Here is a 16904-nt window from a genome sequence, read left to right as displayed (position 1 = left end):
TCCGGCTTTTCCGACCTTCAAGGTCAGGTATGGCATCGAAAGCGCGCGATTCAATGACAAATCGCAATATTTTCTGGCGCAAGCATTCAACGGATAAAAATGCTATTAAACCCCGTCCAGAACGGGATGCGTAATGTTCATGGTGCGCTGCATACTCGCTGGGCATTCTGTAGATCAGCCCGTTCTTCCATACTCATCCAGCGTTGTATTGGTGCTCACACTCGAACGCCGCACATGTGGCCATCTGTGACTTCCCCAGCGCTAACACCAAGCACACCCTCACCGTCTTACGCCATCTGCGTGAGTAGGAGCCGATGCGTGAGCTCATCCTGACCTGAGATGGCGCTTCGTATCATTGCTCCATCGCCGTGCGCGATCTTGCCGAGGAACTCGCCATCACCATGCGGCCATTGCCGGGCGACAGCCCGGACTTCATGCCCGTCGAAGCCCTGTGGCACTGGCTACGCGAGGAGTTCACCTATCATCCCTGTTACGCCACCGCCGAGGAGTTGATCACACGATTGGCGTGTTTCATCTGCGGGATTAATGCCATGCCAATGGCGGTTACTGACCGCCTCTGGACGAAAACAACAGTCGATCCAGAGGAGGAAAAATTACGCATCCCGTGTCTCGCTTTAGTAGACACGCTAAAAGATCAGGCGTTTTTGATTGCCGGTGCCAGCTTCGCGTAAATTTGGGATGCTTTTTAGAAAGCGATCACGCAGCAGTTTTTCTGTGAGTCCCAGTTGATAGAGCGCTTGTCCCACTTCGTTGGGTCGGTAGCCACCGTCGGGGTGCGGCTCGCAGCGCGTGCGGATTTGGTCGAGTATTGTGTTTAGCGTTGATGATGCAGCTGTGGTCTCTGCGGGTTCCGGCGTAGCGGAGCTGCTCAAGCTCGCGTTGACGGCTGGCAACAGTAGCGTAGGCAACACCGTCTGAGCGGGTAGTGCCTCATTGCGGGCATAGGCAACCCATACCCGAGCACCACGCGCATGCACGGCTTCTGCGGCTCGGATCAGCCATTCATCGCGCGACACGATTAGGATTAGATCTGGTGCGGTGCGATGCTGTTCCAGGTTTGCACCCAGTTCCAGAATCAATGCCAGATCGGCGGCGTCAGGTGTTTTCGGCACGCATAAAATCTGCACGCATGGTTCGGGAAGCGTTTCGGTCAGCGCCGTCTGCCAGCGTGGCATGGCTTGGCCATGATTGTTGCTGGCCAGAACTACGCGTGAAACCTCCAGTCCCCAATCCAGGCGAATGCTTGCCAGTAAATCCTCGGCAATCACGGGCGATTGGTTATCCCCGTCGATGTAGAGGGCAACCGAGCAGACCGGCTGGATTGGAGGTGGGGGGGCGCACGCAGGCATGCCATCTGAAGCGGGTAACTTCAATGCGTGATCGTCAAGTTCAGTCATAACAGAGCTTTTCTGTAGGTGTCAGTCTTCAAGGTGCTCGTTCCAACGCTCGCCAGAGTGGCTTTATAGTAGAAGCTATTGGGGCAGGATTGCCACCGTCCGGATGGACGGATCAGGTCATTGACTACCCGGACCCGCTATACTCAAGCCAGCCACCCAGCCTGAGAGTAAACAACAGAATCGGTCATGAATTCCCCGTCCAACGAACAACCCCTGCAAGGCTTTATCGCTGAGTGTGAGCGCGAAGCCTTGCATCGGACGCGCTTCATTCAGCCCTATGGTGTGCTGCTGGCCGGTGAGGCTGGTGATGCGCGCATCCGCCATCTCAGTGCCAATGCAGCGGATTGGTTGGATGGGTTGGACAAGTCGCCAGACGCGCTGCTGGGGCAGGCATTGCCGGTGGCCATCCCGGCATTCATCCAAGCCATTGGCGAGGGGCCCGATGCCGAACATTGGATGTATCCGGGGGCTGACAAGCAACTCTTGTCGGGTGTTTGCTCCGGGCCTCAGGGGCTGCTCAATGGCTGGTTGTCGCGTAGCGAACACCATTGGCTGCTGGAACTGGAGCGCGCGTTGCCGGAGAATCAGCGCCTCAACGCTTATCGGCCGATTCCCCATCGCCTGTTCCGCATGCCGGGCAGCGAATCCGAATGGACGCATTACTGCCAGTTTCTTGCCGATACGGTGCGCGAGGTGACTGGCTTTGAACGGGTGATGATTTACCGCTTTCGTGATGATGAAAGCGGCGAGGTCATCACCGAGAGCCTGATTGATGATGTGGAACCCTATCTTGGTCTGCGCTTCCCGGCCTCGGACATTCCGCAGATCGCGCGCGAGCTGTATCTGGCCAATTCGCATCGGCAGATTCCAGATCGCACCGCCGAGCCGGTGCCTATTTTCAGTCAGGATGAGCGGCTGCTGCTGGATCTGACGCTGTCTGATTTGCGCGCGGTTTCTCCGGTGCATCTTGAATATCTGAAGAACATGGGTGTCACCGCTTCGCTGTCTTATTCAATTGTGGTCGGAGAGCGGCTGTGGGGGCTGATGGCCTGTCATCATCGCCAGCCGCGCGAGCTACCGCTCCCCATTCGCGAACGATGTGTGGCGATGTGCCAGGCGTTCTCCATGGCGATCTCGGGCTATTACAGCACCCAGCGCTTGCTGGAACTCTCCGAGAGTGAGCAGGAAATTACCCAGCTCCATGCCGCCCTGCGCGAGGCCGATGCCGCTCCCGCGTATGGCGATTTCACTCAACCCACGGCCTTGGGTGATCGGCTGTTGCGGTTGGTCAATGCCAGCGGCGCGGCGCTGGTGGACGGAGAGGCACTGATTTGCTTCGGTCAGACGCCCCCGGAAGAGGCGATACGTGCGCAGGTCCATTGGTTAATCACCGAGGGGCGCGAACGGGTGTTTGTGACGGATCATCTGCCGGAGCTGTTTCCGCCGGCGGCACATCACAAAGCCAGTTGCAGTGGCCTGCTGGCGGTGTTGCTGAGCCGCTTTGATGTCAGTGGCGAGCGGGTGTTTCTGTGGTGGCGCCCGGAGCAGCCGCAAAGCGTCACCTGGGCCGGGGATCCACGCAAGAGCGCGCTCAGCGATCAGGGGCACAGCATGCTCTCGCCGCGTTCCTCCTTTGAGCACTGGGTGGAAACCAGCAGTGGGCATTCCGAGCCTTGGTCAAATCGCGATCTGCTGCGGGCGAGTAAGTTTCGCAGCCTGCTGCTGCGCGACATCAACGCCGATCTGCTGTCACTGTGACGCGTGCCTTTGCTTACCGCAATTATTGGAGTCTCTTGCCCATGTCAAGCATCCCGGCGGAAAATCGTCGCGTCAGCCCGCGCAATCAGATTGATTGCCTGATCCAACTGGAGTCTTTGGGAACTCCGGATTCCAGTTCCGCAGCTTCCAATCCCCACAACGGTATTGTGCAGGATGCCAGCGAGAGCGGAGCGCGCATCTGGGCCGACCAACCCTATGCGTGCGATGAAACGCTGCGGATTCACTTTGGCTGCGATAAGGTTGGTCTGCGCGAGGAACGCCACTGCACGGCCACTGTGGTCTGGGCAGCGGCCGAGCCAGTCGAGGGGCGTTGGCAAATTGGTATTCGCTTTCACCCCAGCGAGGCCGCGCACGCCATTGCTCAGGCTCTGGCTCATGGCTGTCCCTGGTGCGAAAAGCTGTGCCCGGACATTGCGGCGTCTGGGGCGGTGTGATCGCCTCGGGGAAAGGACATGTGCCAGAACCTGTGGTGGTAGTCGTTGCTGTGGCGGCGATGGCCTGAATGGCCCTGACTCAGCGTCCTGGTGCGCCAGATCCAGGTCTTGCGCCTTCGCCTGGCCCGCGACCGGCCGGTGGTGCCAAAAATTCCTCCAGCGACAGGGCGCTGTTACCATCGGTATCCAGGCTGGCAAACTGATGCAGCGACGCGCCCTCGGGACCTTGGATGGCGGCCAGTGTCTCGGCACTCAGACCGGTGGCATCGCCAACGGCGAGCGCATAGAGTCTGGCAGCGACATCGACGCCGGTTTCGGGAGCGCCGTTGATGAATTCGTCCTCCGTGACCACGCCGTTCGCGTCAGCATCCAGCCTAGCGAAGGCCTCAGCCTGCCGCGTGGCCCGCTCGGCCTCTTCATAGGTTTGCAGTTCGCTCAGGCTTAGTTGCCCGTCACCATTGGTATCAGCCATATCAAAGGTGTTGGTACGATGGAGGTCCATTTCATCGCGGGTCACATGCCCATCGCCATCCAGGTCGGCTTCAGGCGGAAACTGACCACCACCCGGAGGGCCACCGGGCATCGCCAGTGCCAGGCCGCCGCACAGCGTCAAGGGGCCAACACAAGTAACGAGTGTTAACTTTTTCATGAGATTCGCTTCCATGGTTTTTCAAGAATGGACCAAGTTGCGGGGAATCCCGACAACGACTTTAGTATGGCTGCGAATCGTGGAAGCATTGTGAAGGAATTTGCAAGCTTCTGTGCAGTCGAACCCCACGGCATTTTGCTTGCGCAGCTGCGCGCTCTAAAGTCTTGCGGCGCAGGACTTTGAGACACGAATTTACGCACGGCCCTTAAAGTTTGAGCGGTCCGGCCGTTACGCTGACCATGAGCAGCGTTTATCAGGCCCCCTTGGCAGGCTGCTAGCGGGTCGGTGCTGAGGCGATGTTTTTAGGATATAGGCCAACAGTGCGCCTGGATTTGCGGCCTTTGCAATGGCCCGGACCCAGAAACGCATCAATCTACAGGAGCAAGAACCATGGCACAGGTCATTAACACCAATTTAGAATCGCTCAGGGCTCAGCGGAATTTGATGAGAACCCAGAACGCTTTGAGCACGACGACTGAGCGTCTCTCGACGGGCTTGCGCATCAATGCCGCAAAGGATGATGCTGCGGGTCTGGCGATTAGTGAGCGCATGACCTCGCAGATACGTGGTTCCAACCAGGCTGTTCGTAACTCCAACGATGCTGTCTCTTATGTGCAAACCGCCGAGTCTTCACTGGGGACCATGATCGGTAACTTGCAGCGGATGCGTGAGCTGGCGGTGCAATCCGCCAATGGCAGCAATACGAGGGGGGATCGCCAAGCGCTAAACAACGAAGTGCGCGCCTTGGCGGCTGAAATTAAACGGGTGTCTTTTGAAACTGAGTTCAATGGCATGGCCATCCTCAGTGGTGGCTCTACGAAGAACATGGTCTTTCAGGTTGGTGGTAATCAAGGACAGGTGCTCGAGGTTGGCCCGGTGGATGCGCGCCAGCAGACATTGGGGACCATAGAGGCTTGGCCGGAACCAGGAGATACCACTCGGTTGACGAAGACGCAGATGGAGGACTTGCAGTCAGTAGGGCAGATTACATTGCAAGGTAGTGGCCCCCTTGCTAGCGTAACTATAACTTCGCCAAGCGGAGGCGGGACTAGCCCCAGCCTTGAAGATGCCGTTTCTGATCTGAACAAAGAGATCCAAAAACTGGCGAATAGTGGCACTCCAGAAGGTAATGCTGTCTCGAAACTTGGTTTGAAAGCTTCATTGCGCACTGATGACCAAGGGCGAACCGGTATTGTCGTCAATGCTATGTATGACCCGGATGATCCACAAAATCCTCTATTTCAGGTAAGCGGTGGAAACTATACTCCGGCTTTTGCTCCGGCAACAGGAGCTTTTCCTGCTGCTCCAGGGGAAGCAGCTAATACGGATGACGCCATAACCATCCAAGAAATCAATGTCCGAACTCTTGAGGACGCAAGCAAGGCCATCGCAGTCATCGACGGCGCACTGGATCGAGTCAACTCAATGCGCTCGGAAATGGGTGCTGCCCAGAGCCGTATTGAGGCGAATATTAATAGCCAGTCTATGGTTTCGCAGACTCAGTCGGCGTCCCGCAGCCGCATCAGGGATGCCGATTATGCGGCAGAGACGGCGGAATTGACCCGCGTACAGATTTTGCAGCAATCCGGCATATCGGTTCTTACACAGGCGAACCAGGCACCACAGCAAACCTTGCAGTTGCTGGGAGGTCAGTAAGCCCATCGCTCGCTCAGGTTTCGTAACCTACACTCAGGCCACCAAGCGGCTTGCGCGAACGCTGACCTGAGGCGAAGCCTGACAACTCAAACCCGGATTCCTGCGCGGTTTTATCCACCGCTGCCAGGGTCCGGGTTTTTTCGTTTATGGGGGCTTTGGGGTAGGGAAGAAGTGGCGCCCTCGACAGGATTCGAACCTGTGACCTGCCGCTTAGGAGGCGGCTGCTCTATCCTGCTGAGCTACGAGGGCTGATGGAACGGGGTAGGGCATACGTTGAAAATGGCCCTGAGCTTGAGCACTGGAATGCTAACAAAGACCGGGGCTGGCGTCTTGCGCAAAATGGCTGGTGTCAGCTCTGGGGCATCATCGCTGCGGGCGGTGTAGGCTGGTTTGCACTCACTTCGATCTGGGGCAGGCCTTGCAGCCTTTGCCTGTTTGGTATTTTTTGCAGCACTTGTCCTTGTCCTTGTCCTTGTCCTTGCCCTTCTTGTTTTTGCCTTTTTCTTTGCTTTTGCTCATAGCTTCAAGCCCCCCTGTGGGTTCTTGGATGGCTTGCGTTGCCTTGTTTTGGGGCCGGTCAGCATTTCCTCGGCGTGCGCGCGGGTAGTGGCGGTGATGTCGGTGCCGCCGAGCATGCGGGCAATTTCGTCAATGCGCTCTTTGGGGGTGAGGGTGTGAATGTCGGTGAAGGTTTGGCCGTCCTGAGTGTGCTTGCGAACCCGCAGTTGCTGGTGGGCTTGGGCCGCGACCTGCGGCAAATGGGTTACGCATAGCACTTGGCGCTCCTCACCGAGCTGGCGCAACTGGCGCCCGACAATCTCCGCCACACCGCCGCCGATGCCGACATCCACCTCGTCGAAGACCAGCACCGGGATGCTGATACAGTTGGCGGTGGCGACCTGGATTGCAAGGCTGATGCGCGAGAGTTCGCCGCCGGAGGCGACCTTGGCGAGCGGCTGCATGGGCTGACCGGGGTTGGCGCTGACCAGAAAGCGAATTAGATCCAGCCCGTGGGCGGCAGCAGCGGTGATGTCCTGATCTTGGCATTCGATGGCGAAGGTTCCGCCCTGCATGCCGAGTTCCTGCATGGAAGCGCTGACGGTGGCGGCGAGGCGCTCGGCGGCGCGCTGGCGTGAGGCGCTGAGCTCCTGTGCGGCGACCCGGTAGGCGTCGCGCGCCTGATTGCGTTCGGCAGCCAGGGCGTCGAGATCAGCGTCAGCCTGTTCGAGCGCCTCCTGTTCGCGTTGTAACGCTTGGTGGTGTTTGGGGAGTTGCTCCGGTGGGATGCGATACTTGCGTGCCAGGTCATGGATGCGGCTGAGGCGGGCGTCGATGTCTTGCAGACGTGCCGGATCTAGCTCCAGTGCATCCAGATACTGGCGCAGGCTGGAGGCGGCTTCTTCGATTTGCACGGCGGCGCTGTCGATGAGTTCCACGCTGGGGGCCAGGCGATCGTCAATGGCGCTGAGATCGCTCAGGTCGCGACTGGCGCGGCTGAGCTGGTCATGCAGGGCCTGATCATTGTCGTAGATGAGTTGCAGAATCCGGGCGCTGTTGTCCTGGAGTCGGCTCTGATTGGCCAGGCGACGCTGGTCGATGTCGAGCTGTTCGAGTTCGTCGGCGCCGAGTGCCAGGTCGTCGAGCTCGGCGAGCTGAAAGTGCAACAAGTCCAGGCGCGCGCTGCGTTGCTCGCAGGCCTCAGTGAGCTGCTGCCAGCGGGTGTCGCAGTCGCGATAGTGGCGAAAGGCGCTGGCGACGGCGTCGCGCAGCGGGGCGTGGTCGGCATAGCCATCGAGCAATTCACGCTGGGCTGTGGCACGTAGCAGGGATTGATGGGCGTGCTGCCCGTGGATATCGACTAGCTGTTCCCCCAGCGCCTTGAGCTGGCTGCTGCTGAGGCTGCGGCCGTTGACGAAGGCGCGCGAGCGCCCCTTGGTCTGGAGCACGCGGCGGATGACGCAGTCGCCGTCGTCATCCAGCGCCTGTTCGCTCAGCCAGGCGCGTGCCTGGGGGCAATGGCTGAGATCAAAGCTGGCATTGACCTCGGCCTTGTCGCGACCGGTGCGAATCATGCTTGCATCGGCGCGTTCACCCAGCGCCAGGCCGAGGGCATCAATCAGAATGGATTTGCCGGCGCCGGTTTCGCCGGTCAGAGCGGTCATGCCGGGGCCAAGTTCCAGCTCCAGACGGCTGACAATGACGAGATCCTGCACCAGAATCCGGGTTAACACCTTAAAACATCCTGTGTTTGTCCGCCCCAGCCGAGCTTTGCGCGCAGGAGCTTGAAGTGGTCATGGCCGCGCGGGTGCAGCAGGCGCACTTGCATGGCGCTGCGGCGGATCTGCACGGCGCGGATGTCGGCCAGTGAAAAGGCCACTTGGCCGTCGCAGGTCAGGCGCGCAGTCTCGGCATGCTGGTGGCACAGGCGGATTTCAATGGCGCTGGCGCCGCGCACCACCAGCGGGCGATTGCTGAGGGTGTGAGGGCAGATGGGCACCAACAGCAAGCTATCGAGTCCGGGTTGCAGCAGCGGGCCACCACCGGACAGCGCATAGGCGGTGGAGCCGGTCGGGGTGGCGATAATTAGCCCGTCCGAGCGCTGGATATTGACGAATTGGCCGTCGATGTAGGTTTCCAGCTCAATCATGCGCACCGTATCCCATTTGGCGATCACCGCTTCGTTCAGCGCCCGACCGCTCCAGGCAGGCTGATCGGTTTCAGCCAGGGCGTTGGCGGCCAATGGGGGGCTGGTGGCATCCAGCAGTCGGGTTTCGAGCAGGCTGCGGTATTCGGATTCGAAGTGTCCGTCGAGGATGGCATTAAGGTGCGTATCGATGCAGTCCGGCGACAGATCGACTAGAAATCCCAGGCGTCCGAGATTGATGCCGACGATGGGCGTACCACTGGGGGCAATCTCGCGCGCGGCATGCAGCAGGGTGCCGTCGCCGCCCAGCACAATGATGACATCCGCTTGCGCAGCAAGTTGGGCGTAGCTGTCGGCGGCCGGTTGAACGGCACCGGTGCTGGCATCGGCACCGAGCAGCGCGGCGGTGGCCGGTTCCAGGATGGCGTCGTGGCCGCGCTGCTCAAGATGCGCGAGCAGTCGGTGCAGGGCGTCCGGAACCCGTGGGTCCGGATCCTGTTTGCCAATGATGCCGACGGTCTGAAAAGCCCTCATGGGGTGGTGATGCCTTCAGTGGTGGTTGCTGGCTTGGGTGGCCGGGTCAGGGGCGATTATAGCGGTGCAATAGCCCCAGAGGCTGAAAACGGTATTTTTATCTTGCTGCCCTTTGCAAGCTCGATACGCGTGACGCATTCGGTCGGGTGCTTGACAGTGAGCGCGCAAGTCCCTAAATTGGCACTCCGTTAGCACTCTAGGCTAGTGAGTGCTAAGCATCGCCCCCTGAGCCTTTTCGATTGAATTTCGTGCAACAGGTAAGTGCTACAGGCGGCGGACTGGCGACGATGGGTGCTTGTTCGGTCTCTGAGGAAACAAGGGGTTGTCATGGCTGGGACGCGAGGCAGCAGCGAAGCAAAGGTTAGCGAACGCGCCTCACATTTTCTCAAAACGCTGATTGAACATTATATCCGCGACGGGCAACCGGTGGGGTCGCGTACCCTGGCCAAAGAGACCGGACTCGATCTCAGTCCGGCGACGGTGCGCAATGTGATGGCGGATCTTGAGGATATGGGGCTGGTGTCCTCGCCGCATACCTCGGCGGGACGGGTGCCGACGCTGCTCGGTTATCGACTGTTTGTCGATAGCCTGTTGACCGTCAAGCCGCTGAATGAAATCGATGTGGCAGCGCTGCGCGCGGAGTTCGAGCCCCTGGATGACACCTCGGCGTTGGTCGATACCGCCTCGCGTTTGCTCTCGGGTGTGACGCGCTTGGCCGGAGTGGTGATGCTGCCCCGTCATGAGCGGGATGTGTTTCGCCAGATCGAGCTGCTGCCGCTGTCGGGCAAGAAGGTGCTGGCGATTCTGGTCACCGGCGAAGGAGAGGTGCATAACCGCATCCTCTATACCGAGCGACCCTTTAGCCCGTCGGATTTGGTGCGCGCCTCCAATTATCTGACCGAGCTCTTCACCGGTCAGGACATGGGCAATGTGCGCAAGCGGCTGCTGGATGATCTGCACAGCACCCATCAGCAGATGGATGCACTGATGGCCCAGGCACTGGAAATAGCGCAGCGGGTGATGGAGTCAGCCGAGCACAAGGATCAGCTGCTGGTGTCGGGGCAGACCAATCTGATGCAGTTCGACGAGCTGGCCAGCATGGAGCGGCTCAAGGCACTGTTCGAGGCTTTTACCGAGAAACGCGAGATTCTGTATCTGCTTGATCGCTGCATGCAGGCCGATGGGGTGCAGATTTTCTTCGGTGGCGAGTCCGGCTATGCGGTGCTGGATGATTGCAGCCTGGTGACGACGCCCTATCGGGTAGAGGGTGAGGTGCTTGGCGTGTTGGGGGTGATCGGTCCGACCCGTATGGATTACCAGCGGGTGATACCGATTGTCGATGTGACAGCGCGGCTGTTGGCCGCCGCGCTGAGACAGAATAACTGATTAAGATGTGGTTGACGCGTCTGCGGCGGCTTCTGGCACAGGGGCGCGGCGATGCGTGCACAGCCGTGGAGGTTCAGGATATGACGAAGGATCAATCGGGACAGGAACAGTCGCAGGAGCGCCCCGAGGAATTCGAGGCTCAGGCGGGTGAGGCGGCGGCTGTGGCGCCTGAGTCGGCCGCTGAAACTGTGGAAACCGGCGGTGAGGCCCCTGAAGCATCGCTGTGGCCGGAGGATCCGGCTGACTTGATCGCGATGATTGAGGAAGAGCGCGCCCGCAGCGAGGCGGCGCGTGAGCAACTGCTGCGCGCGCGCGCTGAGGTGGAGAACATCAGCCGCCGCAAGGCGCGGGAACTTGAGAACGCGCACAAGTTTGCCTTGGAGAATTTCGTGCGTGAGCTGTTACAGGTGCGCGACAGCCTGGAACTCGGCCAGACCGCCGCCAGCGAGCCGGATGCGGATCTGGTGAAGCTGCGTGAGGGCACGGACCTGACACTCAAACTGCTCAGCGATGTGATGGGCAAGTTTGGGGTCGAGACCGTGGATCCCCTGCATCAGGCGTTCAATCCGGAATTTCATCAGGCCATGTCCATGCAGCCGCGCACCGATGTTGAGCCCAACACCGTGGTCACCGTGATACAGCGTGGCTACACCCTGAACGGTCGCTTGGTGCGCCCGGCGCTGGTGATGGTGTCGCAGGCCGTTGAGCAGGGCTAGCCTTGAGCGCCTGCGCCAGCCGCGCGGGGCACAGCTAAGGCTTGAATTTTGCAAGGTTTTGCCCCACCTGCCAGAACATCGCGCGCAGCTGACTCTGGAGGCTGGAGAGCCCCAGATCCGCTTCGCATCGACAATGTATTGAAGTCTTTTTAGAAAAGTTAGAAATCGGAGAAGTCACCATGGGAAAGATCATCGGTATCGATCTCGGCACCACGAATTCCTGTGTCGCCGTCATGGAAGGCGACAAGGCGAAGGTGATCGAGAACGCCGAGGGCGATCGCACCACACCGAGTATCGTCGCCTTTTCAAGCGACGCGGAGGTGCTGGTTGGGCAGTCGGCCAAGCGCCAAGCGGTTACCAACCCCAAAAATACCCTCTTTGCGATTAAGCGTCTGATCGGACGACGCTTCGAGGATCATATCGTGTCCAAGGACAAGAATATGGTGCCCTATCAGATCGTAAAGGCCGACAATGGCGATGCCTGGGTTGAGGTCAACGGCAAGAAGATGGCTCCGCCGGAAGTCTCGGCCAAGGTGCTGCAGAAGATGAAAAGCACCGCTGAGGATTACCTTGGCGAGTCAGTCTCAGAGGCGGTGATCACGGTCCCGGCTTACTTTAACGACTCGCAGCGTCAGGCCACCAAGGACGCCGGTCGCATCGCCGGGCTGGATGTCAAGCGCATCATCAACGAGCCCACCGCTGCCGCCCTGGCCTATGGCATGGACAAGCAGCGCGGCGACCAAAAAGTCGTCGTTTATGACCTGGGTGGTGGTACCTTCGACGTGTCCATCATCGAGATCGCCGAGATCGAGGGCGAGCATCAGTTCGAGGTGCTCTCGACCAATGGCGATACCTTCCTCGGCGGTGAGGATTTCGACCTGCGCATCATTGACTTCCTGGCCAGCGAGTTCAAGAAAGAGCAGGGTGTGGATCTGCACAATGATCCGCTGGCGCTGCAACGCCTGAAGGAAGCAGCCGAGAAAGCCAAGATTGAACTCAGCTCCAGTCAGCAGACCGACATCAATTTGCCCTATATCACTGCCGATCAGAACGGCCCCAAGCATCTGAACGTCAAGCTGACCCGCGCCAAGCTGGAGTCGCTGGTTGAGGATCTGGTCGATCGCACCATCGGTCCTTGCCGTACCGCGCTCAAGGACGCTGGCGTAACCGCCAGCGATATTGATGAAGTCATCCTGGTCGGCGGTCAGACCCGCATGCCTAAGGTGCAGAGCAAGGTGCAGGAGTTCTTCGGCAAGGCGCCGCGCAAGGATGTGAACCCGGACGAGGCGGTGGCCATCGGCGCAGCCATTCAGGGTGGCGTGCTGGGCGGTGATGTCAAAGACGTGCTGCTGCTTGATGTTACCCCGCTGTCGCTGGGTATCGAGACCCTCGGTGGCGTCATGACCAAGCTGATCGAGAAGAACACCACCATCCCGACTTCGGCTGAGCAGGTGTTCTCCACCGCTGATGACAACCAGACGGCGGTTACCGTGCATGTGCTGCAGGGCGAGCGTCAGCGCGCAGCCGATAACAAGTCGCTGGGCCGTTTCGATCTATCTGACATTCCGCCGGCACCGCGTGGTGTACCGCAGATCGAGGTCAAGTTCGACATTGATGCCAACGGCATTTTGAATGTTTCCGCCAAGGACAAGGCCACCGGCAAGGAACAGTCGATCGTTATTAAGGCCTCCTCCGGTCTGTCGGATGATGAAATTGATCGTATGGTCAAGGATGCTGAGGCGCATGCCGAGGATGACCGTCGCTTCCAGGAACTGGTCGGCGTGCGTAATCAGGCGGACAGCATGATTCATGCGACCCGTAAGTCCATGGAGCAGATTGGCGAGGATAAGCTCGAATCCGGTGAGAAGGAGCGCATTGACGCGGCCATCAAGGATCTCGAAGAGGCCATGAAGAGCGAGGACAAGGATCGCATCGAGTCGCTGACCAAGGCGCTCGGCGAGGCCTCGGCCAAGCTGGCTGAGCGGCTGTATGCCAATCAGCCGGGTGGGGCTGAGGCGGGTGGAGACGCCGCCGGTGGCGAGGCGACCGCCGATGATGTGGTCGATGCCGAGTTTGAAGAGGTCAAGGACGACAAAAAGTAACCGATCCGCGCGGGTATTTTCCCCGCGAGGGGGCGTTGCGGATTGCAGGCGCGATGCCGTGGCGGCAACGCCTTTGCGGAGGCGGGCACAGGTCCAGACCAGCCCGCCTTTTTCACTTGTGCGACGCTGTCAACCGGCGCCGCGCATGCCATTCATTTACCGTAGTCACTGAACTTTCACCATGGCCAAACGCGACTACTACGAGATTTTAAGCCTGAGCCGCAATGCGAGCGAGCAGGACATCAAAAAGGCGTTCCGACGCCTGGCGATGAAGTATCACCCGGATCGCAATCCGGATGATACCGAGGCGCTTGCCAAGTTCAAGGAAGCCAAAGAGGCCCATGATGTATTAACGGATCCGCGCAAGCGTTCAGCTTACGATCAGTTCGGACATGCCGGCGTCAGCGGTGCTCAGGGTGGTTTTGGCGGCGCGGGGCCGGGTGACTTCGGTGCGGGCAACTTCTCGGATATTTTCGGTGAGGTGTTCGGCGACATCTTCGGTGGCGGTCGCGGCGGTGGGCGACGTGCGCATCGTGGCACCGACTTGCGCTATGACCTGAGCCTCACACTGGAGGAGGCCGTTGCGGGCAAGGATGTCAAGATCCGCATTCCCACCTCGGTGGAGTGTCACCACTGTGGCGGCAGTGGTGCCAAGCCCGGCACCCAGCCCAAGACCTGCCCGACCTGTCAGGGGCTGGGGCAGGTGCGCATGCAGCAGGGCTTTTTCTCCATCCAGCAGGCCTGTCCCCAATGTCGTGGTACCGGGCACATTATCGAAGAAGCGTGCAGTCAGTGTCGCGGGAGCGGGCGGCTGCGCGAAGAGAAAACCCTGTCGGTTAAGGTGCCGGCCGGGGTTGATACCGGAGACCGCATCCGTCTCGCTGGTGAGGGTGAAGTCGGCGAGCAGGGAGGGACTCCCGGGGATCTCTATGTGCAGGTGCAGGTGCAGGAGCACCCTATCTTCAAGCGCGATGACAATAATCTGTTCTGCGAAGTGCCGATCAGCTTTACTACCGCTGCCTTGGGTGGTGAGTTCCAAGTGCCCACGCTGAACGGCAAGGTCATGCTCAAGGTGCCGCAGGGCACCCAGAGTGGCAAGATGTTTCGCATGCGTGGCAAGGGTATCAAGCCGGTCCGGGGTGGTCCGGTCGGGGATCTGATCTGCCGGGTGATGGTGGAAACCCCGATCAATCTGACCGATCGGCAGAAGGAGTTGCTGCAGGAACTGGAAGCCAGTTTCACCGCAGGTGGTGATCGCCACAGTCCGCATTCCACCTCATGGCTGGATCGGGCCAAGAGCTTTTTCGAAAAAATGGGGCTCTAGCCGCTGCTGAGCGATCAGCGATGATCCGCTGCTGTCTCGCAGTTGCTGGCCGACGGCCGACGGAAAGGTTTAGTATGGCGGCATGCCCCCTGACGTTTGCCTGGGTTTTTTCGGGCCGGCGGGGCGGCGATTCGAGATAGTTCGCGGTCGTAATCCAGTCGCTATCGCGGCTTCGCACCGCCCCCTTGAGGAGAGATTACTAGAATGTCGGAGTCAAAAATCTACGAGGTCCCGGCGGAGATTGCCGCACGCACCCATATCGGGCATGACCAATACCAGAGCCTCTATCAGCGTTCGGTCGATGATCCGCAAGGCTTCTGGGCCGAGCAGGCGGATCGCTTCGTTACCTGGTTCAAAAAATGGGACAAGGTGATGGATTATAGCTATGGCCCGGACGAGGTGTTTATCCGCTGGTTTGATGGCGGCACCTTGAATGTGGCCTATAACTGCCTGGATCGTCATCTGGATACCCGGGGCGATCAAGTCGCCATTGTTTGGGAAGGGGATGATCCCGGCGTTGATCGCGCCCTGACCTATCGCGAGCTGCATGCGGAGGTGTGCAAGCTTGGCAATGTGCTGAAATCCCGGGGGGTGAAGAAGGGTGACCGGGTCTGCATCTATATGCCCATGGTGCCGGAAGCGGCGGTGGCGATGCTGGCCTGCGCGCGCATCGGCGCTGTGCATTCGGTGGTCTTCGGTGGTTTCTCGCCCGATTCGCTGCGTGATCGGATTCTCGACTCCGATTGCCGGGTGCTGATCACGGCGGATGAGAGTCTGCGTGGTGGGCGTCAGGTGCCGTTGAAGAAGAACGCGGACAAGGCGCTGGAGGAATGTCCAGATGTCAGCACCTGTCTGGTGGTACAGCGTACTGGCGGCGATGTCGCCTGGAGCGAGGGGCGCGATCTCTGGTATCACCAGGCGATGGCCGAGGCTTCGGTGGACTGTGCAGCTGAGCCCATGGAGGCCGAGGATCCACTGTTTATCCTCTACACCTCCGGCTCCACCGGCAAGCCCAAGGGTGTGCTGCACACCACTGGCGGCTATCTGGTGTTTGCCGCCATGACCCATCTCTACGCCTTCGACTACCAGGAGGGTGAGATGTACTGGTGCACCGCCGATGTCGGCTGGGTCACCGGGCATACCTACATCGTCTATGGACCGCTCGCCAATGGTGCTAAGACGCTGATGTTCGAAGGGGTGCCGAATTACCCCGACAACTCGCGCTTCTGGCAGGTGGTGGACAAGCATCAGGTCAATATTTTCTACACCGCCCCCACCGCCATTCGTGCCTTGATGCGCGCCGGGACCGATCCGGTCAAATCTACCTCACGCACCTCACTGCGCATTCTTGGCACTGTGGGCGAGCCGATCAATCCCGAGGCCTGGGAGTGGTACTACCAGGTGGTAGGCGACAGCCGCTGCCCGGTGGTGGATACCTGGTGGCAGACCGAAACCGGCGGGCATCTGATCACCCCGTTGCCGGGTGCGACGCCGCTGAAACCCGGTTCCGCCACGCGGCCCTTCTTTGGCGTGGTGCCAGCGCTGGTCGATGCCGCTGAGGGCACCATGATTGAAGGCGCCGGTGAGGGGGCTCTGGTCATTACCCGACCCTGGCCAGGGCAGATGCGCAGCGTCTATGGCGATCATCAGCGGTTCATTGACACCTATTTCAAACAGTATCCCGGCTATTACTTCTCTGGTGATGGCGCACGGCGCGATGCCGATGGCTATTACTGGATTACGGGCCGCATTGATGATGTGCTCAATGTGTCAGGCCATCGTTTGGGCACCGCCGAGATTGAATCCGCGCTGGTGTTGCATGACGCCGTAGCTGAAGCAGCGGTGGTCGGTTATCCGCATGACATCAAAGGCCAAGGCATCTATGCCTATGTGACGCCCATGAGTGGTGTGCAACCCAGTGACGAACTCAAACAGGAATTGATCAAGCTGGTGCGGACTGAAATTGGCCCCATTGCTACAGTGGATATTATTCAATGGGCACCGGGTTTGCCCAAGACCCGTTCGGGTAAAATCATGCGGCGCATTTTGCGCAAAATTGCTGCCAATGAGATCGCCGCGCTGGGTGATACCTCGACCCTGGCCGATCCGACTGTGGTGGATGATTTGATCGATCATCGCGCTAATAATTAAATGGTCGTTTGGTCTCCTCAGCGACTTGGCAGTGGCTGTTCAGTCGTTGCCAGGTCGTTTCGTATGACGATAACGGATTAAAATCGAACTTGAATCAACACGCCGCCCCCA

At 59.5% G+C, this 16904-nt stretch carries 12 protein-coding genes, 1 tRNA gene and 1 pseudogene; 9 read left to right on the top strand and 5 right to left on the bottom strand.

The window, feature by feature from the left end:
- Positions 1-350: 350 nt before the first annotated feature.
- Positions 351-692 (top strand): annotated as a pseudogene (locus tag CKO36_RS06650) (hypothetical protein); the annotation flags it as partial.
- Here the strand turns inward: CKO36_RS06650 and CKO36_RS06645 are convergent.
- Positions 648-1418, bottom strand: a complete 771-nt coding sequence (locus CKO36_RS06645) for an NYN domain-containing protein (protein WP_200282247.1) — start codon at positions 1416-1418, stop codon at positions 648-650. The pseudogene CKO36_RS06650 and the gene CKO36_RS06645 sit on opposite strands and share 45 nt — an antisense overlap.
- Before the next feature lie 186 nt (positions 1419-1604).
- On the opposite strand from CKO36_RS06645, the gene CKO36_RS06640 reads away from it, so the two are divergent.
- Positions 1605-3176, top strand: coding sequence for a GAF domain-containing protein (locus CKO36_RS06640; protein ID WP_200282244.1), 1572 nt, complete (start codon positions 1605-1607; stop codon positions 3174-3176).
- 41 nt (positions 3177-3217) lie between these two features.
- A complete protein-coding gene (locus tag CKO36_RS06635; protein ID WP_200282231.1) occupies positions 3218-3631 on the top strand; it encodes a PilZ domain-containing protein in 414 nt (137 codons plus the stop codon).
- A 79-nt stretch (positions 3632-3710) separates the two neighbouring features.
- Here CKO36_RS06635 and CKO36_RS06630 read toward each other — a convergent pair whose 3' ends face one another.
- Entirely contained in the window at positions 3711-4280 is a 570-nt protein-coding gene (locus CKO36_RS06630) for an EF-hand domain-containing protein (RefSeq protein ID WP_200282230.1), read from the bottom strand.
- Positions 4281-4670: 390 nt separating this feature from the next.
- Between CKO36_RS06630 and CKO36_RS06625 the strand changes: the two genes are divergently transcribed.
- The gene (locus CKO36_RS06625) at positions 4671-5936 is read left to right on the top strand and encodes a flagellin N-terminal helical domain-containing protein (protein WP_200282229.1); all 1266 of its coding nucleotides are present in this window, start codon (positions 4671-4673) and stop codon (positions 5934-5936) included.
- Positions 5937-6108: 172 nt separating this feature from the next.
- Here CKO36_RS06625 and CKO36_RS06620 read toward each other — a convergent pair.
- The 3 genes from CKO36_RS06620 to CKO36_RS06610 form a co-directional block, all read right to left on the bottom strand.
- A tRNA-Arg gene (locus CKO36_RS06620) sits at positions 6109-6185 on the bottom strand.
- A 266-nt stretch (positions 6186-6451) separates the two neighbouring features.
- Entirely contained in the window at positions 6452-8167 is a 1716-nt protein-coding gene (gene recN / locus CKO36_RS06615; protein WP_200282228.1) for a DNA repair protein RecN, read from the bottom strand.
- Positions 8161-9114: an NAD(+) kinase gene (locus CKO36_RS06610; RefSeq protein ID WP_200282227.1), complete on the bottom strand. Its 954-nt coding sequence runs from the start codon at positions 9112-9114 to the stop codon at positions 8161-8163. Before CKO36_RS06610 ends, recN begins: the two co-directional genes overlap by 7 nt.
- Before the next feature lie 327 nt (positions 9115-9441).
- Here CKO36_RS06610 and hrcA point away from each other — a divergent pair, with 327 nt between their 5' ends.
- The 5 genes from hrcA (at position 9442) to acs (ending at position 16793) form a co-directional block, all read left to right on the top strand.
- On the top strand, positions 9442-10500 hold the full coding sequence (hrcA, locus tag CKO36_RS06605; protein WP_200282225.1) for a heat-inducible transcriptional repressor HrcA: 1059 nt from the start codon (positions 9442-9444) through the stop codon (positions 10498-10500).
- A gap of 80 nt (positions 10501-10580) precedes the next feature.
- Positions 10581-11216, top strand: a complete 636-nt coding sequence (gene grpE, locus CKO36_RS06600) for a nucleotide exchange factor GrpE (protein ID WP_200282222.1) — start codon at positions 10581-10583, stop codon at positions 11214-11216.
- A gap of 179 nt (positions 11217-11395) precedes the next feature.
- On the top strand, positions 11396-13318 hold the full coding sequence (gene dnaK / locus CKO36_RS06595; protein WP_200282218.1) for a molecular chaperone DnaK: 1923 nt from the start codon (positions 11396-11398) through the stop codon (positions 13316-13318).
- A 181-nt stretch (positions 13319-13499) separates the two neighbouring features.
- The gene (dnaJ, locus tag CKO36_RS06590; protein WP_200282203.1) at positions 13500-14642 is read left to right on the top strand and encodes a molecular chaperone DnaJ; all 1143 of its coding nucleotides are present in this window, start codon (positions 13500-13502) and stop codon (positions 14640-14642) included.
- A 204-nt stretch (positions 14643-14846) separates the two neighbouring features.
- Complete coding sequence (gene acs / locus CKO36_RS06585; RefSeq protein WP_200282200.1) at positions 14847-16793, top strand: acetate--CoA ligase; 1947 nt, start codon at positions 14847-14849, stop codon at positions 16791-16793.
- Positions 16794-16904: the final 111 nt, after the last annotated feature.

The organism is Rhabdochromatium marinum, from assembly GCF_016583795.1.
Classification (GTDB): Bacteria; Pseudomonadota; Gammaproteobacteria; order Chromatiales; family Chromatiaceae; genus Rhabdochromatium; species Rhabdochromatium marinum.
Note: the sequence above shows the minus strand (reverse complement) of the source record. Positions and strands in the feature narration are given on the sequence as shown.